Source organism: Streptomyces sp. ALI-76-A (assembly GCF_030287445.1).
Lineage (GTDB): Bacteria > Actinomycetota > Actinomycetes > Streptomycetales > Streptomycetaceae > Streptomyces.
This window is the reverse complement of sequence record NZ_JASVWB010000002.1, coordinates 4872256-4892084: the sequence shown is the minus strand read 5'-3', so window position 1 is coordinate 4892084 and position 19829 is coordinate 4872256. Positions and strand designations below refer to the sequence as shown.

At 72.8% G+C, this 19829-nt stretch carries 17 protein-coding genes; 6 read left to right on the top strand and 11 right to left on the bottom strand.

What is annotated here, in order from left to right:
* The first annotated feature begins 163 nt into the window (after positions 1-163).
* Positions 164-1561 (top strand): serine/threonine-protein kinase, encoded by a 1398-nt coding sequence (locus QQS16_RS22870; RefSeq protein ID WP_286063699.1) that lies wholly within the window; start codon positions 164-166, stop codon positions 1559-1561.
* Between the two features lie 27 nt (positions 1562-1588).
* On the opposite strand, the gene QQS16_RS22865 is transcribed toward QQS16_RS22870, so the two are convergent.
* The gene (locus tag QQS16_RS22865; RefSeq protein ID WP_286063698.1) at positions 1589-2299 is read right to left on the bottom strand and encodes an NAD(P)H-dependent oxidoreductase; all 711 of its coding nucleotides are present in this window, start codon (positions 2297-2299) and stop codon (positions 1589-1591) included.
* Between the two features lie 357 nt (positions 2300-2656).
* Between QQS16_RS22865 and QQS16_RS22860 the strand changes: the two genes are divergently transcribed.
* A complete protein-coding gene (locus QQS16_RS22860) occupies positions 2657-3502 on the top strand; it encodes a helix-turn-helix transcriptional regulator (protein WP_286063697.1) in 846 nt (281 codons plus the stop codon).
* A gap of 10 nt (positions 3503-3512) precedes the next feature.
* Here QQS16_RS22860 and QQS16_RS22855 read toward each other — a convergent pair whose 3' ends face one another.
* Positions 3513-4412: a TIGR03943 family putative permease subunit gene (locus tag QQS16_RS22855; protein WP_286063696.1), complete on the bottom strand. Its 900-nt coding sequence runs from the start codon at positions 4410-4412 to the stop codon at positions 3513-3515.
* Positions 4409-5452 carry a permease gene (locus tag QQS16_RS22850; protein ID WP_286063695.1) on the bottom strand — a complete coding sequence of 348 codons (1044 nt, stop codon included), beginning with the start codon at positions 5450-5452 and terminating at the stop codon, positions 4409-4411. Before QQS16_RS22850 ends, QQS16_RS22855 begins: the two co-directional genes overlap by 4 nt.
* Before the next feature lie 374 nt (positions 5453-5826).
* Here QQS16_RS22850 and QQS16_RS22845 point away from each other — a divergent pair, with 374 nt between their 5' ends.
* Positions 5827-7779, top strand: a complete 1953-nt coding sequence (locus QQS16_RS22845) for a potassium channel family protein (RefSeq protein WP_286066420.1) — start codon at positions 5827-5829, stop codon at positions 7777-7779.
* A gap of 136 nt (positions 7780-7915) precedes the next feature.
* Here QQS16_RS22845 and QQS16_RS22840 read toward each other — a convergent pair whose 3' ends face one another.
* Positions 7916-9733 carry a S9 family peptidase gene (locus tag QQS16_RS22840; RefSeq protein ID WP_286063694.1) on the bottom strand — a complete coding sequence of 606 codons (1818 nt, stop codon included), beginning with the start codon at positions 9731-9733 and terminating at the stop codon, positions 7916-7918.
* 179 nt (positions 9734-9912) lie between these two features.
* Between QQS16_RS22840 and QQS16_RS22835 the strand changes: the two genes are divergently transcribed.
* Entirely contained in the window at positions 9913-10707 is a 795-nt protein-coding gene (locus QQS16_RS22835; RefSeq protein ID WP_286063693.1) for an SURF1 family protein, read from the top strand.
* Positions 10708-10909: 202 nt separating this feature from the next.
* Here QQS16_RS22835 and QQS16_RS22830 read toward each other — a convergent pair whose 3' ends face one another.
* The 4 genes from QQS16_RS22830 to QQS16_RS22815 form a co-directional block, all read right to left on the bottom strand.
* Entirely contained in the window at positions 10910-12070 is a 1161-nt protein-coding gene (locus tag QQS16_RS22830; RefSeq protein ID WP_286063692.1) for a hypothetical protein, read from the bottom strand.
* Positions 12067-12741: a SigE family RNA polymerase sigma factor gene (locus QQS16_RS22825; RefSeq protein ID WP_286063691.1), complete on the bottom strand. Its 675-nt coding sequence runs from the start codon at positions 12739-12741 to the stop codon at positions 12067-12069. The genes QQS16_RS22830 and QQS16_RS22825 overlap by 4 nt, the downstream gene beginning before the upstream one ends.
* Before the next feature lie 408 nt (positions 12742-13149).
* Positions 13150-14256, bottom strand: a complete 1107-nt coding sequence (locus tag QQS16_RS22820; protein ID WP_286063690.1) for an aspartate-semialdehyde dehydrogenase — start codon at positions 14254-14256, stop codon at positions 13150-13152.
* Entirely contained in the window at positions 14256-15533 is a 1278-nt protein-coding gene (locus tag QQS16_RS22815) for an aspartate kinase (protein ID WP_286063689.1), read from the bottom strand. The genes QQS16_RS22820 and QQS16_RS22815 overlap by 1 nt, the downstream gene beginning before the upstream one ends.
* A gap of 220 nt (positions 15534-15753) precedes the next feature.
* Between QQS16_RS22815 and QQS16_RS22810 the strand changes: the two genes are divergently transcribed.
* Positions 15754-16443 (top strand): response regulator transcription factor, encoded by a 690-nt coding sequence (locus QQS16_RS22810; RefSeq protein WP_286063688.1) that lies wholly within the window; start codon positions 15754-15756, stop codon positions 16441-16443.
* Entirely contained in the window at positions 16440-17828 is a 1389-nt protein-coding gene (locus QQS16_RS22805) for a sensor histidine kinase (protein WP_286063687.1), read from the top strand. The genes QQS16_RS22810 and QQS16_RS22805 overlap by 4 nt, the downstream gene beginning before the upstream one ends.
* A gap of 3 nt (positions 17829-17831) precedes the next feature.
* Here the strand turns inward: QQS16_RS22805 and QQS16_RS22800 are convergent, their stop codons facing one another.
* The 3 genes from QQS16_RS22800 to recR form a co-directional block, all read right to left on the bottom strand.
* Positions 17832-18332: an SgcJ/EcaC family oxidoreductase gene (locus QQS16_RS22800; protein ID WP_286063686.1), complete on the bottom strand. Its 501-nt coding sequence runs from the start codon at positions 18330-18332 to the stop codon at positions 17832-17834.
* A 183-nt stretch (positions 18333-18515) separates the two neighbouring features.
* Complete coding sequence (locus QQS16_RS22795; protein ID WP_286063685.1) at positions 18516-19175, bottom strand: DUF5063 domain-containing protein; 660 nt, start codon at positions 19173-19175, stop codon at positions 18516-18518.
* Complete coding sequence (gene recR / locus QQS16_RS22790; protein ID WP_030667861.1) at positions 19168-19767, bottom strand: recombination mediator RecR; 600 nt, start codon at positions 19765-19767, stop codon at positions 19168-19170. Before recR ends, QQS16_RS22795 begins: the two co-directional genes overlap by 8 nt.
* Positions 19768-19829: the final 62 nt, after the last annotated feature.

Sequence of the window (19829 nt, the reverse complement as noted above, 5' to 3'; positions counted from 1 at the left end):
ACCTGACGCTCCGTCAGAGAGCCAGTGGTCAGCGGTCGTCGGGGGTTCGCGGCAGCCGGTAGGCTGGGTCGGCTGCGGCACCCCCCACGGTTTCACCCCGCGCCACGCGGTGAGTCCGGCCGGCGGCCATCGACACGTCTTACGGCATGAGGATGACGAACAGGTGCTCATAGCGGGCCGGTACCGGCTGCAGGATCCGATCGGTCGCGGGGCGATGGGGGAGGTCTGGCGGGCCCTCGACGAGACGCTCGGCAGGACGGTGGCCGTCAAGCTCCTCCTGCCCCACGACTCCGACCCCACGGCGACCTCCCGCTTCCGGCTGGAGGCCCAGACCGCGGGGCGGCTCAACCACCCGTACGTGGTGGGGGTGTACGACTTCGGCGAGTACGACGGCCGGCTCTTCCTGGTGATGGAACTGGTCGAGGGCGACAGCCTGGCCCACCGGCTCACCACGGCCGGGCCGCTCCCCGCCGACCAGGTGGCCCGGATCGCCACCCAGGCCGCCGCCGGGCTCGCCGCGGCCCACCAGCAGGGCATCGTGCACCGCGACATCAAGCCCGCCAACCTGCTGCTGGACCCCGACGGCACCCTGAAGATCGGCGACTTCGGCATCGCTCGCTTCATCGACGACCCGTCCGGCGCGCTCACCACGACCGGACAGATCGTCGGCACCAGCCTCTATCTCGCGCCCGAGCGGGCCCTCGGGAAGGCCGCGGGACCGGCCAGCGACGTGTACGCCCTCGGCTGTGTCCTGTACCAACTCCTCACCGGACGCCCGCCGTTCAGGGCCGACAGCGCCATGGCGATCCTGCACCAGCACCTCGACTCCGCCCCCGTGCCACCCCGGCAGCTCGGCGCCCGGATTCCGCCCGCCTTCGAGAACTACCTGCTCGGACTGCTCGCCAAGCGGCCCGAGGACCGGCCGGCCGCCCAGCAGGTCGCCGAGTGGTTCGGCGGCGGAGCGTGGCAGGGCCGCTCCGAGCCGCTGCCGGAACCGGTATCCGTACCGGGGCGGGCGCCCGCCCCGGTACGGGCACAGGCCTGGGCACCGGCCGTGTCCGCGGCAGCCGCCCCCGCGCCGGTGTTCCCGCCGGAGACCGGGCCCCCGACGACGTACGCGCTGCCCTCCGCGACCGGACGGGCGCCCCGTCCGCGTGCGGCCCGGCGCTCTCGGGGTCCGGGACGGGGAACCGCCGCCCGACGGCCCGGAGTGGGCTGGATGGCCGCCGGCGTGGTGGTGTTCCTGGCCGCGATGGTCGCCGGGATGCTGTGGTTCGCGCCCGGCCGCAGTACCGCCGACAGCCCCGGCGACAGCACCCCGGGGACGACGGCCCCCGTCACGAGTCCCGCGGCGACGCCGAGTGCCGCCCCGTCCGAGGCCGCGCCCCTGGCCGGCGTACCCGTTCCGTCCCCGACCACGGCCGTCGCGACGGCCACGCGAGAGGAGCAGACGGCGGAGGAACAGACGGGGAAGGAGCAGACGGGGGAGCCGGAGAGGCGGGAGGGGTCCAAGGGCTCCGAGAAGGACGAGGACGAGGACGACGGGGCCGGCGAGGACTGACGGCACGATCCGCCGGCCGCGCGACGGTCAGCTCCGTATCGGCGCGTCGAGCGGCACCGGAGCGGACGTGAACAGGGCGTCCAGGCGGCGGGCGTACGCCGTCCGCGCCTCGGTGAAGCGTTCCGCCGCGAGGGCGTTCGCCCCGGACACCGTGAACGGTTCCAGTGGGGCCATGCCGGTGAAGCGGAACAGGCCGTGCTGGAGCGGGTGCAGGATGTGCGCCAGGTCGCCGTGGACGCCGTCGGGGGAGAAGGAGTCCGCGCGGGCGCCGTACGTCACCGACAGCAGGGCCCGCCGGCCGGCCAGCGGCGCGCTCTCGCCGTAGGGTGGCGGGACGGCCGGACCGTACGCGAAGCCGCTGGTGAAGACGCGGTCGATCCAGCCCTTCAGGATCGCCGGGGCCGAGAACCACCAGAGCGGGAACTGCATGATCACCGCGTCCGACCAGCGGACTCTCTCCTGCTCGGCCGCGACGTCCGGGGACAGGTGGCCGGCGAGGGTGGCCTCCTCGGAGACGTCCATCACGTGCAGCCGGCGCTCCGGGGTGTGGTCCGGGAAGTCGTCGGCGTCCAGCGTCGCCTTCCACTTCATCGCGTAGAGGTCCGAGACGCGGACCTCGTGCCCGGCCGCGCGGAGGTGGTCGACCGCGAAGGCGGTCAGGGAGGCGTTGAGGGAACGGGGTTCGGGGTGGGCGGAGACGACGAGGATCTTCCTGCCCTGCTCGGTGGTTTCCGTCATGCCGTCACGTTCTCCCGGGCGCCCGTCGCGATCCAGAACCCTGTGGAACCGGCGGACCGGGGTTCCTGGTACCGCGAGGACCAGGAACGCGGGCAGGGCGGACGGGTCTCGCCGGCGGAAAGGCCCGGGCGGCGTGGACCGGCGGACACGCCAGGCGGTGTCGACCGGCGGACTCGCCAGGCGGTGTGGACCGGCGGACAGGCACTGCGGCAGGACGGAGCGGCCCGCACAGCGGACAGGCACCCGGGCCACACCGGCCGGTCCCGCACGGCGGACAAGCACCGGAGCAGGACGGACCGGCCGCGCACGGCGGACGAGCGCCCGGGCCACACCGGCCGGCCCCGCATACTGGAACGCATGGACGGGGTGCGCGGCTTGGGGGACGGCAAGGCGCTCGGCGGCTTTCTGCGCGCGCGTCGCGAGCGGGTCGCGCCGGAGCGCGTGGGGCTGACCGGCGGGGGCCGCCGACGGGTACGCGGGCTGCGCCGCGAGGAGTTGGCCCAGCTCGCCGGGATCAGCGTCGACTATTACGTACGGCTGGAACAGGGCCGGGCCACCCAGCCCTCCCCCGAGGTCCTCGACGCGCTCGCCCGGGTGCTCGGCCTCGACCCGGCGGAGCGCCGGCACCTGGACACCCTCGCCTCGGGCAGGCCCGAGCCGACGCCCAGGCTCCGGGTGGGACCCGTGCTCCTGCGCGCGCTGGAGGCCATGGCCGGGCTGCCCGCCTTCGTCACGGACCACCGTCTCGACGTGGTCGCCTGGAACGGCCTGGGCGCCGAACTGATGGGCGGACTCGCGGATCCGGGCCGCCGGGACCGCAACAACGCCCGGTTCCTCTTCCTCGACCCGGCCTCCCGTGCCCTCCACCCGGAGTGGGAGGAGCGGGCGGCGGAGGCCGTGGGCCAGCTGCGGGTGGCCGCGGCCCGCTACCCCGCCGACACCGAACTGGCCGCACTCATCGCCCGGTTGGCCGCCGACAGCGGCGACTTCCGGCGGATCTGGGACTCCGGCGAGGTGGTGATGTGCGCGGCCGGGCGCAAACGGCTGCGGCACCGCGCCGCCGGGCTGCTCGACCTCGACTACGAGACCCTGCACGTCCCGGCCGCGCCCGGCGAGAGCGGCCTGGTCATGCATGTGTTCAGCGCGCGGGCGGGCAGCCGGGAGGCCGCCGCCCTCGAACAGCTGGCGACGGCGCCGGTGTGACGGGCAGTCGTCAGTTGTCGAGGGTTTCGTCGTACGGGTCGGCCGGCGCCGGGACCGGCCGGGCGCCCGTGACATCGAGGTACGGGATCGGGCCGTCGTTCACCGGATCCTTGCTGCGGCGGGCGGTGTAGGTGCCGGTGACCTCCAGCCAGGCGTCCGGTTGCAGGACCGGGGGAATCCGGCCGGTCAGGCCGACCTTCACCGGCTGGGCGTCGGCGGCACAGCAGTTCAGGGCCATGCGGACCAGGTAGGGAGCGCCGGAGCGGTCCAGGGCGACGAACCCGGTGACCTTGATCTGCCGGCCCTCCAGCGACCGGCCTCGGTCGTAGACCGCGCGGCCGGCGTAGTCGACCAGGTGGAGGCGCAGGGTGCCGTCGGCGGGGAGATCCGCGTACCCGTACGGCTGCTGGAGGGCCGTACCGGTGCGCAGCGCGCTGTAGGAGCCGAGGGCGGGCGGGGCGACCAGGATCAGGGCGAGCAGGGGGAGGACGAGGAGCCAGGAGACGCGGGGTTCGCGGTGGGGGTGGATGTCGCCGGGGTCCCCGTGGCCGTCCGGGTGACCTGCCTCGTGGCCGTCCGCGTCATCGACCTGGCCGTCCGCGTGCCCGTCCGCGTCATCGACCTGGCCGTCCGCGTGCCCGTCCGCGTCATCGACCTGGCCGTCCGCGTGCCCGTCCGCGTCATCGACCTGGCCGTCCGCGTGCCCGTCCCGGCGGCCGTGGCCCTCCTTCGGTGCCCGCCACTCGTACCACACCGTCGCTAGGGCCGTCGCGATCAGTACGACGCCGGAGGCCAGCAGCAGCGGGCGCAGGCCGGCCTTGACGTACCGCAGGTACAAGTCGGTGAAGCCGGCGTGCAGGAGGGTCGCGCCGAGCAGGAACAGGACCGCGGCCTGTGCCTGGCGGCTCACAGGAGCACCGCCCCGGTCAGGACCGACACGGCGACGGCCAGGACGAAGGTGGCGGGGGCGAAGCGCAGGGCGAAGCCCCGGCCGAAGGTGCCCGCCTGCATCGCGAACAGCTTCAGGTCGACCATCGGGCCGACGACCAGGAACGCCAGCCGCGCGGTGAGCGAGAACTGCGACAGCGAGGCCGCCACGAACGCGTCCGCCTCCGAGCAGATCGACAGCAGCACGGCGAGGACCGCGAGCGCGAGCACGGACAGCACCGGATGGTCCGCCGTGGCCTGCATCCACTGCTCCGGGACGACCGCCTTGAGGGTCGCCGCGGCCATCGCGCCCACCACCAGGAATCCCCCGGCGTGCATCACGTCGTGCCGGACGGAGCCCCAGAACGCGGCGCCCCTGCTCTGGCCGTCGTAGGCCGCGCGGGCCGGCGGGCGCAGCCAGTCGGCCTTGCCGAGCCGCTGCCACAGCCAGCCCATCGCACACGCCACCAGCAGGCTCGCGACGAACCGGGCGAGGACCATCCCGGGGTCGTCGGGGAAGGCGACGGCGGTCGCCGTCAGCACGATCGGGTTGATCGCCGGGGCGGACAGCAGGAAGGTGAGCGCGGCGGCCGGGGCGACACCGCGCCGGACCAGCGCCCCCGCCACCGGTACGGACGCACACTCGCAGCCCGGCAGCACCGCGCCCGCCGCGCCCGCCACGGGGACCGCGAGGGCGGGCCGCTTCGGCAGCACGCGGGCGAAGAAGGACGGCGGGACGAACACCGCGATCGCCGCCGACAGCAGCACCCCCAGCACCAGGAAGGGCAGCGCCTGTACGACGACCGCGACGAACACGGTCGTCCAGCTCTGCATCACCGGCGCGGACAGCGCCTGCCGGATCGGTCCCTGCGCCAGCACCATGAGAAGCAGCACCAGGGTGAGGGCGAGGGGGGAGCTGAGACGCCGGGTGCCCTCCGTGTCCTGGCCGCCCGGCCCCTGCGTGTCCGGCGCCGGACTGCTGTCCGCCCCGGTGTCCTTCGGGGCTGCTCTGGTGACGGCCACGGCCGAGGTACCTCCGGTGGTGCGAAAGGGCGCTGGATTCCCTCCCCATGCATACGGCGGGCAGGGCGCCGGCGTTCATCGCGACGGCGTCTCGCCGCGCCGGCGTTCGTCACAACGAGGTTGCTCACCATGACGTTCACGCAAGGACGTTCACGCAAGGACGTTCGTCGCGACGGTCTTCGTCGCGACGGTCTTCGTCGCGACGGTCTTCGTCGCGATGATGTCCGTCGTGATGCTGTCCGTCGTGATGCTGTTCGTCGTGATGCTGTTCGTCGCGACGAATGCGTGCTGGAACCATCCGTCCCGATGAGGCAGTCTCTTCCCTCGTGGCAAGCCTTCCGCAGCAGAGTCCGCCGGGTGACCCGGCCGCGCCCATGGTGGTGTGCGGCGACGACGGGCTCGCGCACCGGCTGGCCGCCGAACTGCGCGGGGTGTACGGGGAGCAGGTCACGCTCGTCGTACCGCCCGCCGAGCACGGGGTACGGCCCCCGGTTGTCGGCCGGGCCCGCACGGCGTCCGCGCTGCTCGACCGGGTGGTGAACGCGGCTGTCAACCGGGCCGGGGGCAACGGCACTTCGGACGCGTCCGCCGCCGGCCCGGGGGACCCGCTCGGGAGCGGCCGGGACCGGGGGCGGACACTGGAGGCCACCGAGCCGACCGAGGCCGTCCTCGCCGCGGCGGGCGTGGAGCGGGCGGCGGCGCTCGCGCTGGTCTACGACGACGACGAGACCAACATCCGCGCGGCCCTCACCGCCCGCCGCCTCAACCCCCGGCTGCGGCTCGTCCTGCGGCTGTACAACCGGCGGTTGGGCCAGCACATCGAGGAACTCCTGGATCAGGCCGCGGCGTTGGCGACGGGCGACCCGACGGGGCCGGGCGCGGTGTTCGACACCTCCACGACCGTCCTGTCCGACGCGGACACGGCCGCGCCCGCGCTGGCCGCCACCGCGATCGTCGGCACCAGCAAGGTCGTCCAGACCGACGGACTGCTGCTCCGCGCGGTGGAACGGCCGCCGCCGGGCCCCGGCGAGGTGGCCGGTCCCGGGCTGGCCACGCTGGCCCTGCTCTCCGCGACCAGCAACGACCCGGCAGGCGCGGACGGTTCGGAGAGCAGCGGGGACCAGGGGCCGCGGCTGCTGCCGGACGCGGCGGCGGTACGGGCCGCCACCGGGCGCGGGACCGTCGTGCTGGAGCAGGTGTCGTACTCCGGTCCGGCGCTGTCCGCCGGGCGCGGGATCGTCCCGCCGTTCGCCTCCCTGTTCTCGCGGCGGCTGCGGTGGTCGCTGGCCGGACTGGTGGGGTGTGTGGTCGCGCTCGCGGTGGCGTTGTGGCTGGTCACCGACATGCATCCGCTGGGTGCCTTCTATCTGACGCTGCTCGACCTCTTCGCCATCGACGACCCCGCCCTCGGACAGTCCACGGGCCGGCAGATCCTTCAGCTCCTCTCCGGTCTGGTCGGGTTACTGCTGCTTCCGGTGCTGCTGGCCGCCGTGCTCGAGGCGCTGGGCACCTTCCGGAGCGCGTCCGCGCTGCGCAAGCCGCCGCGCGGGCTCGGCGGGCACGTCGTCCTGCTCGGCCTCGGGAAGATCGGCACGCGTGTGCTGACGCGGCTGCGTGAACTGCACATTCCCGTGGTCTGCGTCGAGGCCGACCCCGAGGCGCGCGGGCTCGCGACGGCCCGGCGGCTGCGGGTGCCGGTGGTGCTCGGCGACGTCACCCAGGAGGGCGTCCTGGAGGCCGCCAAGATCCACCGCGCCCGGACCCTGCTCGCGGTGACCAGCGCGGACACGACGAATCTGGAGGCCGTGCTGTACGCGCGATCCGTACGGCCCGACCTGCGTGTCGTGCTGCGGCTGTACGACGACGACTTCGCGACCGCCGTGTACCGGACCCTGCGGGCCGCGCACCCGGGGGCGTCCACGCGGAGCCGGAGTGTGTCGCACCTGGCGGCGCCCGCGTTCGCCGGGGCGATGATGGGGCGGCAGATCCTCGGGGCGATACCGGTCGAGCGGCGGGTGCTGCTGTTCGCGGCCGTCGAGGTGGGCGGGCATCCGCAGCTGGAGGGGAAGACGGTCGGGCAGGCGTTCCGGGCGGGTGCCTGGCGGGTGCTGGCGCTGGACACGCGGGTCCCCGGCGGCCGACGGGAGGAGTCGGCCGCCCCGGGGGCGTACGAGGAGGTGCGGCGGGCGGGCGGTTCGGGGCTGGTGTGGGACCTGCCGGACACGTACGTGCTGCGGGGCACGGACCGGGTCGTGCTGGCCGCCACGCGTCGGGGACTGGCGGAGCTGCTGGGACGGCGGGCCCGGCGGGAGCGGGCGGGCACGTAGGGCGGGTGCGACACGCACGGCACCTGGGACACGCACGGCACGTGGGACACGGGGGAACGGCCCAGGAAGCTCTCCCGCCCCCCGGCTGGGCCGCCCACCGCCCGGCTCGGCCCGCCGCCACGGGACGGGCCCGGCGTCATCCCCCCAAGTGCCGCGCCGCGAAGTCCAGTTCCAGTCTCACCTGCTTGATCCGTTCGTCCACCACCAGGGAGCCGTGCCCGGCGTCGTAGCGGTACACCTCGTGCACCGCTCCTCTCGCCTCCAGCCGCTTGACGTAGTTGTCGACCTGGCGGATCGGGCAGCGGGGGTCGTTGACGCCGGCCGAGATGTACACGGGGGCCTTGACCTGGTCGACGTAGGTCAGCGGGGACGACGCCTCGAAGCGCTCCGGGACCTCCTCCGGGGTGCCGCCCAGCAGGGTGCGGTCCATGGCCTTCAGGGCTTCCATCTCGTCGTGGTACGCCGTGACGTAGTCGGCGACCGGGACCGCCGCGATGCCCACGGTCCACGCGTCGGGCTGGGTGCCCAGGCCGAGCAGGGTGAGGTAGCCGCCCCAGGAGCCGCCGGTCAGGACGAGGCGGGAGGGGTCCGCCAGGCCCGAGGTGACCGCCCACTCCCGGACCGCCGCGATGTCCTCCAGCTCGATCAGGCCGACCCGGTGCTTCAGGGCGTCGGTCCAGGCGCGGCCGTATCCCGTCGAGCCGCGGTAGTTGACGCGGACCACCGCGTACCCGTGGTCGACCCAGGCCGCCGGGCCGGCCGCGAAGGCGTCGCTGTCGTGCCAGGTGGGACCGCCGTGGATGTCGAAGACCGTGGGCAGGGGGCCGGTCGCGCCCGCCGGCCTCTGGACCAGGGCGTGGATGCGGCCGCCGGGGCCCTCCACCCACACGTCCTCCACCGGCACCGATCCCGGGGACTTCATCCCGGGCGGGTCCAGGACGGTCCCGCCGGTCGTCGAGCGGACCGACGGCGGTTCGGCCGCCGAGGACCATAGGTACTCCACGCTGCCGTCGGGGCGGGCCGTCGCCCCGGAGACCCCGCCCGGCGGGGTGGGGACCTTGACCAGTTCGCGGGTCGCCAGGTCGTACCGGAAGAGTTCGCCGCGCGCCTCGAAGCTGTGCGAGATCAGCAGGCCGGTGCCGTCCGGGTACCACTCGGCGCCGACGTCACCGGGCAGGTCCAGGTCGAGGTCGCTCTCCTCGCCGGTGGCCACGTTCCACACCAGCGGCTCCCAGCGGCCTCGCCGCTGATGCCCGATGAGCAGGCGGGTGTCGCCGTCCACCGGGGCGAAGCCGAGGACCTCCAGGCCGAGCTCCTGCGTGCCGCCCTTGGTGTCGTCGAGGTCGGCGACCGGTGTGCCGTCCGGACGCAGGACGCGCAGCGCGGAGTGCATCGCGTCGCCGTGCTCGGTGTGCTCGACGGCGATCAGGGAGCCGTCGTGGGAGAGGTCGCCGACGCCCGCGGACTCCCGGTGGCGGTAGATCTCCACCGGGTCCTCGCCGACGCGGCACAGGTGGATCGTCGTGCCGTCCTCGTCGGTGGAGCGGCCCACGACCGCCGTGCGGCCGTCCCGGCCGAGGGCCAGGCCCGCCGGGTAGGAGGCCTCCAGGCCCGGTGCGGCCGGTTCGTCCGCTCCGCCGGCGAAGGGCTGGCGGCGCCAGACGCCGAACTCGTCGCCGTCCTTGTCGTCGAACCACCACACCCACGCGCCGTCCGGGGAGAGCACGCCGTCCGTGGTGCCGTTCGGCCGGTCGGTCACCTGGCGCTGCTCGCCGGTCGCCCGGTCCCATGCGTACAGCTCGTAGGTCCCTGTCGCGTTCGACACGAACAGGGAGCGGTCCGGCGCGTCCTGTGCCCAGTCGGGCAGTGACACCCGGGGCGCCCGGAAGCGCTTCTCCCAGTCCGGCATCTCCTCGTTCCGCCCGGGCGAGGCGGACCCCTTGCTCTCAGTCATGGCCCCATACTGCCTGTCCCGACCGACCGTCCGCTGGCCAGGCCCCCAGCCTGTGGACAACTTCGACCGGTCCCTCGCTGTCTCCTCACCTTCCCCGCCCCGTCGAGCGGCGGATAAGCGCCCGGCCGGCACCGACCCCGCGGCCCGGCCGGGGGCGGGAGCCCCGTACCGTGGAAGGCGTGTACCGGTTTCTGCTGACGCCCCGTTGGTGGGGGATCAACGTCTTCGTGCTGCTCGCCATCCCTTTCTGCGTCTTCATGGGGTCGTGGCAGCTGAGCCGCTTCGAGGACCGGATGCAGGACCAGCGCACCGCGGACGCGCGGGTCGCGTCCAACGAGCGGCAGGCCGCCCGCCCCCTGAGCGAGCTGCTGCCCGTGGACAAGGCGACCTCCGGCCGACTGGCCACCGCGACCGGGCGCTACGACCGGCAGCTGCTCGTCCCGGACCGCGACCTGGACGGCAGGAAGGGTTACTACGTCCTCACCCTGCTGCGTACCGACGCGGGCAAGGCGCTGCCCGTCGTCCGGGGCTGGCTGCCGGGCACGCCCGACCCGGCGAAGGCACCCGCCCCGCCGAGCGGTGAGGTGAGTGTCGCCGGTGCGCTACAGGCGTCCGAGACGCCCGGGGACAACGGGGTCAGCGCGCGGGGAGGCCTGCCGGCCGGGCAGACCGCGGCGATCAGCGCGGCGTCGCTGGTGAACCTGGTGCCGTACGACGTGTACGACGCGTGGGTCACGCTGAGCCGGGCGGACTCCGGGATGACGGCCGTGCCGGCGACGGCGCCCGCGGGGACCGGACTGGATCTGAAGGCGTTCCAGAACCTCGGGTACACCGGTGAGTGGTTCGTCTTCGCCGGCTTCGTGGTGTTCATGTGGTTCCGGCTGCTGCGACGCGAGGTGGAGTTCGCCCGCGACGCGGAACTGGGCCTGGTCCCCGAGGACGAGCCGGTGACGGCGGACGCCGGGGCCAGGTGAGGCGGACTGCTGCCCCGGTGCACCGGGCCGGGTACGGCGGGACTGGCGCCCCGGTGGTCATGCGGCCCGGCGCCTGCCGACGGGGCTGAGACCCGGGGCGATCGGGTGGCCCGCGCCTGCCGGCATGGGTCGTGCCCCGGCCGCCTGCCCCCTCACCCGAGACGCACCGGCCGCCTGCCCCCTCGCCCGAGGCACGCCTCCGTCACGCCCCCGCCAGGACGCCCGTCCAGTACACCGTCCCGGCGCACGCGTTCGTCAGCGTCGCGGAGACGGACGGCGCGCCGCCCTCCGCCGTGTTGGTCACGGTGACACTGCCCTCGGCCGTGCCCTCCCCGGGCAGCAGTTGCGGCGACGTGCCGGTGGTGTCGCCGCCCGTGGTGGTGCCGGTGTCCGGGGTGGGGCCGTCCGTGGGCGTGGGGTCGGGGGTCGGGTTGCCGGTGTCGCCGGAGGAGTTGTCGCCGGTCGTGGGGCAGGTCTCCGAGGGGACCCAGGCGAACTTCACCTCGTACGAGGAACCCGGCTCGAGCAGCAGGGAGGCCATCTCCAGGGACGGGTCGGGCAGGCCCGTCGCCGCGTCCCCGGCGACGTGCCGGACCGTACTGATCTTGGTGGCGTCCGCCGCGCCCAGCGGGGTCGGCGAGACCGTGCCGGGGCCGCTGACCGTACAGCTCGCGCCCGAGACGTTGGTGAAGCGGAAGGTGCCGTAGACCGCGCCCAGGGAGTCGGGGCCGTTGACGGCCTGGGTGGGCGAGCCGATCTCGGCGGCCGTGCACACCGGGGTGCCCGCCGCGCTGGTGGACGGTGTGTCGGAGTCGCCGCTGGAGCCGGTTCCGCTGCCCGTGGCCTTGTCCTTCTCGGCCTCCTGCTCCGCCGCCTCTTCCTTGTCCCGGGTCTTGTCCGGGGCGTCGCCGGGCGCGCTCTCACCGCCGTCCGGGCCCTTCCCCTCACCGGCACCGCCCTGCGCCTGCGAGCCGTGCCCCGCGATGGAGGGGTCGGCGCCCAGGCCGGGGGAGCCGGAGACGTGCCACAGGGCCGGGATCGCGGTGCCGATGAAGAGGGCGGCCGCGGCCATGCCGACGACGGCCTGCCGCTTGCGTGCCCGTCGCGCGGGGACCGCCTTGCGCAGGTGGTCCAGCGTGCCGTCGCGCGGCTCGACCTCCTGGACCGCCTGGTGCAGCAGGTTGCGCAGTGCCAGCTCGTCCGAGTCGAGCCCGGTCGGGCTCTGGTCGTCGAGGCCGTGGTTCACAGTTCCGTTCCCAGTGTGCGATTGCTTCGGCTGTTGCTCGGTCGTCCCCGGCTCGCGCGCCGCGTAGGGCTCATGGGGGACGTGCAGATGACGCCGCCCGTCCTGGTCACGGCTCATGCCGGCGCCTCCATCGCGACCCGCAGAGCCGCGATGCCGCGCGAGCCGTACGCCTTGACGGAGCCCAGTGATATCCCGAGGGTCTCGGCGACCTGCGCCTCGGTCATGTCCGCGAAGTAGCGCAGGACCAGGACCTCGCGCTGGCGGCGCTGTAGGCCCTTCATCGCCTTGATCAGGGAGTCCCGCTCCAGCTGGTCGTACGCGCCCTCCTCGGCGCTCGCCATGTCGGGCATCGGCTTGGACAGCAGCTTCAGGCCGAGGATGCGGCGGCGCAGGGCCGAGCGGGACAGGTTGACGACCGTCTGGCGCAGGTACGCCAGCGTCTTCTCCGGGTCACGGACCCGTTTGCGCGCCGAGTGGACGCGGATGAAGGCCTCCTGGACGACGTCCTCGCAGGAGGCGGTGTCGTCGAGGAGCAGCGCCGCCAGGCCCAGGAGCGAGCGGTAGTGGGCGCGATAGGTCTCGGTGAGGTGGTCGACGGTGGTCCCGGCCGCCACCGCGTCGTCGGCGAACTCGGCTCCGTCACGCTGGCTCGGTATCCGGGCGGGCCGCGCCGCGGGCATGGGCGCGATCACCGGCATGCCACCGGGCATGCGGGGTCGTAGGGCCGCGGGGCGGGGCCGTAGGGCCGAGCCGCGCGGGGCCGCGATGAAGTCCAGTACCTCTGCCACGCCAGTTGGACACGCTTCCCCCCGTCAGGGTTGTACGCGATCGTCCGTCTTCTGTCAGGCAGCACAACTGACCGTGCGTCAAACGCGCTCATGCCCTACCCGCTCTTCCCCTGTGTCCTGAATGACCGGAGCGTCCCCACGCCCCGTGAAGCATCCCGCGCCCCCTGAAAGGGCGTCCGCAAAGACGCTCCCCGCCCTCCGCACGGTTGCGGAAGGCGGGGAGGCAAATCTTCGAACGCCGGGCAGGCCCGGTTCAAGCAGCCCGGACCATCGTCCGGACCCCATGTCTCACACAGATCCTACAAATGAATGCGGTTTCATCCAGGAGTTTTCCGGCGGAAACCGCTGGGCGCACCACGTGTCGCTCCTTACACCCAGCGTTCGGGAGCGCGCTTTCATCACCCGCCGTCAGCGGAACTCCGCCGCGACCAGCTCCGCGATCTGCGCGGTGTTGAGGGCGGAGCCTTTGCGCAGGTTGTCTCCGCACACGAAGAGTTCGAGCGCCGTGGGGTCGTCCAGCGCCCTGCGCACCCGGCCCACCCAGGTCGGATCCGTGCCCACGACGTCCGCGGGCGTGGGGTACTCCCCCGCCGCCGGATCGTCGAACAGGACGACCCCGGGGGCCGTGGCGAGGATCTCCCGCGCCTTGCGGACGGTGACCTCGTCCTCGAAGCGGGCGTGCACGGTCAGCGAGTGGGTGGTGATCACCGGTACCCGCACACAGGTCACCGCGATGGGCAGCCTGGGCAGGCCGAGGATCTTGCGGGACTCGTCGCGGACCTTCATCTCCTCGGACGACCAGCCGTCCTCGCGCGGTGTTCCGGCCCACGGGACGACGTTCAGCGCGACCGGCTCGGGGAACGGCCCGGTGTTGTCGCCGACGGCCCGCCGCACGTCGCCGGGGCTGGTCCCCAGTTCCGTGCCCGCGACCAGGGACAGCTGCTGCCGCAGTGTCTCGATGCCGGCGCGGCCGACCCCGCTCACCGCCTGGTAGGACGAGACGACCAGCTCGCGCAGCCCGAACTCGGCGTGCAGCGCGCCCAGGGCCACGATCATGGAGAGGGTCGTGCAGTTGGGGTTGGCGATGATGCCCCGCGGCCTGGCCCGGACCTTGTGGGCATTGACCTCGGGGACGACCAGGGGGACGTCCGGGTCCATCCGGAAGGCGGCGGAGTTGTCCACCACGACCACGCCCTTGGCGGCGGCGATCGGCGCCCACCGGGCGGCGATGTCGTCGGGGACGTCGAACATGGCCACCTGGACCCCGTCGAAGGCCTCCTCGGTGAGCGCCACCACCTCGACCTGCTCACCGCGCACGGCCAGCTTGCGGCCCGCCGAACGCGGCGAGGCGATCAGCCGGATCTCACCCCAGATGTCGGCGTGCTGGGACAGGATCTGGAGCATGACCGCGCCCACGGCCCCGGTCGCGCCCACGACCGCGAGTGTCGGACGCGGAGGTCCCCCCGCCCGGGCGGAGCCGGGAGAGGGGACGGTCCGCCCGGTGCGACCGGACATCAGCGGCCTGTGCCTCCGTAGACGACGGCCTCGTCGCTGTCGGAGTCGAGCCCGAAGGCGGAGTGGACCGCCTGCACGGCCTCGGTCACGTCGTCGGCCCGGGTGACCACCGAGATGCGGATCTCGGAGGTCGAGATCAGCTCGATGTTCACCCCGGCGTCGCTCAGCGCCTCGAAGAAGGAGGCGGTGACGCCCGGATTGGTCTTCATGCCCGCGCCGACCAGGGAGATCTTGCCGATCTGGTCGTCGTAGCGCAGCGAGTCGAAGCCGATGCCGGCCTTGTTCTTCTCCAGGGCGTCGATGGCCTTGCGGCCCTCGGTCTTCGGCAGGGTGAAGGAGATGTCCGTCAGGCCCGTGGAGGCGGCGGACACGTTCTGCACGACCATGTCGATGTTGATCTCGGCATCGGCGATGGTGCGGAAGATGGCGGCGGCCTCGCCCGGCTTGTCGGGGACACCGACGACCGTGACCTTGGCCTCGGAGGTGTCGTGCGCGACACCGGAGATGATGGCCTGCTCCACCTTCTGTTCCCCTTGCTCGATCGGCTCACTGCTGACCCACGTGCCCTGGAGCCCGCTGAAGGACGAGCGGACGTGGATCGGGATGTTGTAGCGGCGCGCGTACTCCACACAGCGGTGGAGCAGCACCTTGGAGCCGGAGGCGGCGAGCTCCAGCATGTCCTCGAAGGAGATCCAGTCGATCTTCTTCGCCTTCTTCACCACCCGCGGGTCGGCGGTGAACACGCCGTCGACGTCGGTGTAGATCTCGCACACCTCGGCGTCGAGGGCGGCGGCCAGCGCGACGGCGGTGGTGTCGGAGCCGCCGCGGCCGAGCGTGGTGATGTCCTTCTTGTCCTGGCTGACTCCCTGGAAACCGGCGACGATGGCGATGTTGCCCTCGTCCAGCGCGGTGCGGATACGGCCCGGCGTGACGTCGATGATCCGCGCCTTGTTGTGGACCGAGTCGGTGATGACCCCCGCCTGGCTGCCGGTGAACGACTGCGCCTCGTGGCCCAGGTTTTTGATCGCCATGGCCAGCAACGCCATGGAGATACGCTCTCCGGCGGTCAGCAGCATGTCGAACTCACGCCCGGCAGGCATCGGAGACACCTGCTCGGCGAGATCGATCAGCTCGTCCGTCGTGTCGCCCATCGCGGAAACGACGACGACCACCTGGTGGCCGTTCTTCTTCGCTTCCACGATCCGCTTGGCGACGCGCTTGATGCCCTCGGCATCGGCTACGGAGGAGCCTCCGTACTTCTGCACGACAAGGCCCACGTGCGCTCCTCGCTCAGTCAGTCTGTGTGTTCGCAGTCCACACATACGCATATGTGGTGCGGTCGGCTCAGTCTATCGAGCGCCCGAAATCCGCCTCCGCGGTACCGCATGCTGAGACCGGCGCCCAGGTCAGCCCATGCCCATCCCCGACGCCCCGGAAAAGTGCCACGCGTCACAGGTGACAGCTGTGCATCGGGTTTCCAGCACTAGGGTTCGCCATGTGCACGTACTTCTCGTGGAAGACGACGAGCCCGTCGCCCAGTCCCTGCGGCGCGGTCTGACCCGCTACGGCTTCGAGGTCGACTGGGTCGGCACGGGCGCCGCCGCGCTGGCCCACCCCGAGCCCTACGACGTCGTGCTCCTCGACCTCGGCCTGCCCGACACCGACGGCCTCGACGTCTGCCGGGCACTGCGCGAGCGCGGTGACGTCCCGATCATCGTGATCAGCGCGCGCAGCGACGAGACGGACCGGGTGGTGGGCCTGGAGCTGGGCGCCGACGACTACGTCTCCAAGCCGTTCGGCGTCCGCGAGGTCATCGCGCGCATAAGAGCGGTGATGCGCCGCGCGCAGCCGCGGACGCCCTCGGAGAACGGGCCGGACCGGTACGGCCCGCGCCTCACCGTCGACCGCAAGGCCGCCCGGGTGCGCCTGGACGGCGAGGAGGTGGCCCTGACGCCCAAGGAGTACGACCTGCTGGCCTTCCTCACCGAGGAGCCGGGCGCCCTGATGTCGCGCGAGCAGATCATGGAGGCGGTCTGGGACGCGAACTGGTTCGGCCCGACCAAGACGCTGGACGTGCATGTGGCGGCGCTGCGGCGGAAGCTGCGGGGCGCGATCACGATCGAGGCGGTGCGCGGGGTCGGCTTCCGGCTGGAGATCGACGCCGACGGCGGTACCGGCTCCCCATGAACCGCCAGCTGATCCGCAGCTACATCCTGCTCGTCGCGGTCGCCATCTTCCTGTTCACGGTGCCGGTCGCGTTCACGCTCACCCAGCAGCTGCGGGACGACACCGCGGTGTCCGTCCGGCGCGAGGCCGCCACCATGGCGCTGCTGCTCGGCAACGACGACACCATCTCGTGCGACGCCCTGGAGCAGATGGCGAGGGCGTACACCAGCGAGACGCCCGGCTCGGTGCAGGCGACCGCCGCCGGCGGCTGCGCACCGGACCTGCCCCGGCCCCGGAGGGACGCGGCCCTGACCCGCGCCCTGGAGGACGGCACCCCCACCTCCGACTGGGGCACGGACTTCATCTGGGGCCGGCAGCTGGTGGTCACCGTTCCCGCGCGCGAGCGGACGGCCGGCCAGGACTCCCGCCGGAGCCCGGTCGTCGGCGCCGTACGGATCGTGTACGGGACGTCGGACATGACCGCGAGGTTCTGGCAGATCTGGGGCTTCCGGGCGGGCCTGGCCGTGCTGGTGCTGGCCGCGGCCGCCGCGATCGGCGCGTTCGCCGCCCGCCGGATCACCGCCCCGCTGCGCGAACTCAACGCCATGGCCAGCAAGTTCAGCGACGGCGATCTGACCGCGCGGTCGCCGGTGACGGGCCCGCCCGAGACGCAGACGCTGGCCCGCACCCTCAACCAGGGCGCGGAACGCCTGGACACGCTGGTCGCCTCCCAGCGCATCTTCGTGGCGGACGCCTCCCACCAGCTCCGTACCCCGCTCACCGCGTTGCGCCTGTCGCTGGACAACATCGCGGACGGCGTGGACGACGAGTTCGTCCGGGAGGACGTGGAGCAGGCGACCGCCGAGGTGGTCCGGATGAGCCGGCTGGTCAACGGCCTGCTGGTGCTGGCGCGGGCCGAGGCGAAGGTGACGGCGGCGGAGCCGCTGCCCGTGCGGGACATCGTGGACGAGCGTCTGACGGTGTGGAGGCCGGCCGCCGACGAGCGCGGGGTCACCATCGCGCTCAGGGAGAGCATCGACGGCCGGCTGCTGGTGATGGCCAGCCCGGGCGCCCTGGACCAGGTGCTCGACAACGTGTTCTCGAACGCCCTGGAGGTCTCACCGGACGGCGGGACGATCACCGTCCGGGCCGAGGCGCGGGGCGACGAGGTGGTGCTGTCGGTGCTGGACGAGGGTCCCGGCATGTCGGACGCCGACAAGTCCCGTGCCTTCGACCGCTTCTGGCGCGGCCAGGGCCTGACCGGCCGCTCCGGCTCCGGTCTCGGCCTCGCGGTCGTCAGGCAGCTGGTGACGGACGACGGCGGGACCGTGTCGCTCCGGGACGCCCCCGGCGGCGGCCTGTGCGTGGAGATCCGCCTGCGCGCCGCGCCCAGGAGCGCCGGCTGAGGGTCAGCCCTCGGGCATCGCCGAGGAGTGGTGGTTGAAGATCAGCCACGCGCCGTCGATCTTCTCGTACGTGTACGTGTAGCGGGCCTTGACCACGCGCTGCTCACCGGTGTCGTGGTCGGTGAGCGTGAACTCGTACACGCCGGTGTCGACCGCGGAGTTGTCGTCGAGGACGGTGACGATCGTCTCGACCTTCTTGCCGACCGGCTTGTTCTGAAGGAAGTGGTCGAAGTAGTCGACGATCTCGGCGCGGTCGGTGCGGATCTGGTTGGAGACGGTGGGCAGCAGGACCGCGTCCTTCGCGTACAGGTCGGCCACCTTCCGCGAGTCACCGGTCTGCAGGGCGGCGTTCCAGGTGTCGAACAGCCCGGCGATCCGCGCCTTGCTCGCCCGCTGCGGGGAGTCCTGGCCGGCCAGGCTCACCCCGGCGGTGACGGTGGCCACGGCGACCAGGGCGGTGGCGGTGACGACGGCTGCGCGCCGGGATATGGAACGACGGGTCATCGCTGTCTCCTGCGGTTCGAGGGGGAGGTGTTTCCCCTCCGCCTTCGCTGTGAGGCGGGCGGTGGGGAGTGACTCCAGACTCGCTTTCCGCTGGTTAGGGCCCGTGCAGCCGACGTACAGCGGGGAGACAGGATGGACCCAATTGACGTTCTGTGGCGTTCCGACCGCGAGAGGGGCAGCCGCCTACTTCACCGGACGCATCCCCAGCGGTCCGCCGATCTCCTCCGCCATCACCCGGCCCGCCTCGAACTCCAGGGTGTCGTCACCCACGCTCTGGTCCGTGTCCAGGCCGTCGAGTTCGGCCAGGGGCTGGTTCAGGCGGACGTGCGCCACGATCGACTGCAACGCGCGCAGGGTCGCCGACGCCGTCGAGCCCCAGTTGGAGAAGTAGGAGAACTGCCACCACCACAGGGCCTCCGTGGTGCGGCCGGCGCGGTAGTGCGCCATGCCGTGGCGGAGGTCGGCGATGACGTCGGCCAGGTCGTCGGAGATCCGGGCCGGGACCGGCGCCTTGCGGGGCTCGTAGGGGTCGAAGACCTCCGAGTAGACGTCGATCGGCTCCAGGAGGCGGGCGAGGTTCTCCCGCAGGTCGTCCACGTCGGCCTCCGGGCCCAGGTCGGGCTCGTAGCGCTCGTCGGGGAGGATGTCCTCGTGGGCGCCCAGACGGCCGCCGGCCAGGAGGATCTGGGAGACCTCCAGAAGGAGGAAGGGGACCGCCGAGTCCGGCTCGTCGCCCTTCGCCACCTCCGTGACGGCCACCAGGAAGCTCTCCACCTGGTCCGCGATCTGGACCGCGAAGTCGTCCGGGTCGTGGCTGGTCACGTGCAGCTTGGCGTCAGACATCTAGGAGTCGTCTCCCCTCGAAGGCGCGGCCGAGGGTCACCTCGTCCGCGTACTCCAGGTCGCCACCCACCGGGAGGCCGCTGGCCAGGCGGGTGACCCTGAGGCCCATGGGCTTGATCATGCGGGCGAGGTACGTGGCCGTCGCCTCGCCTTCGAGATTCGGGTCCGTGGCGAGGATCAGCTCGGTGACCGTGCCGTCGGCCAGGCGCGCCAGCAGTTCCCTGATCCGGAGGTCGTCGGGGCCCACACCCTCGATCGGGCTGATCGCGCCGCCCAGGACGTGGTACTTGCCGCGGAACTCGCGGGTGCGCTCGATGGCCACGACGTCCTTCGGCTCCTCGACCACGCAGATCACCGAGAGGTCGCGGCGGGGGTCACGGCAGATGTTGCACAGTTCCTCCTGTGCCACGTTGCCGCAGGTCGCGCAGAAGCGGACCTTCGCCTTGACCTCCATCAGGCACTGCGCGAGCCGCCGTACGTCCGTCGGTTCCGCCTGCAGGATGTGGAAGGCGATCCGCTGCGCGCTCTTGGGACCGACGCCGGGCAGCCGCCCCAGCTCGTCGATGAGGTCCTGGACCACGCCTTCGTACAACGGACTGCCCGTCCTTCCTGCTTGTCGAGGATCCTTCTGTGCGTACGGTAGTTGGCCGGTGC

What these genes read in the sequence shown, in the direction of transcription:
- QQS16_RS22865 (WP_286063698.1), bottom strand. Translation starts at nt 2,299, where the DNA reads ATGACGGAAACCACCGAGCAGGGCAGGAAGATCCTCGTCGTCTCCGCC.
- QQS16_RS22860 (WP_286063697.1), top strand. Translation starts at nt 2,657, where the DNA reads ATGGACGGGGTGCGCGGCTTGGGGGACGGCAAGGCGCTCGGCGGCTTT.
- QQS16_RS22845 (WP_286066420.1), top strand. Translation starts at nt 5,827, where the DNA reads ATGGTGGTGTGCGGCGACGACGGGCTCGCGCACCGGCTGGCCGCCGAA.
- QQS16_RS22840 (WP_286063694.1), bottom strand. Translation starts at nt 9,733, where the DNA reads ATGACTGAGAGCAAGGGGTCCGCCTCGCCCGGGCGGAACGAGGAGATG.
- QQS16_RS22830 (WP_286063692.1), bottom strand. Translation starts at nt 12,070, where the DNA reads ATGAGCCGTGACCAGGACGGGCGGCGTCATCTGCACGTCCCCCATGAG.
- QQS16_RS22820 (WP_286063690.1), bottom strand. Translation starts at nt 14,256, where the DNA reads ATGTCCGGTCGCACCGGGCGGACCGTCCCCTCTCCCGGCTCCGCCCGG.
- QQS16_RS22805 (WP_286063687.1), top strand. Translation starts at nt 16,440, where the DNA reads ATGAACCGCCAGCTGATCCGCAGCTACATCCTGCTCGTCGCGGTCGCC.
- QQS16_RS22800 (WP_286063686.1), bottom strand. Translation starts at nt 18,332, where the DNA reads ATGACCCGTCGTTCCATATCCCGGCGCGCAGCCGTCGTCACCGCCACC.
- QQS16_RS22795 (WP_286063685.1), bottom strand. Translation starts at nt 19,175, where the DNA reads ATGTCTGACGCCAAGCTGCACGTGACCAGCCACGACCCGGACGACTTC.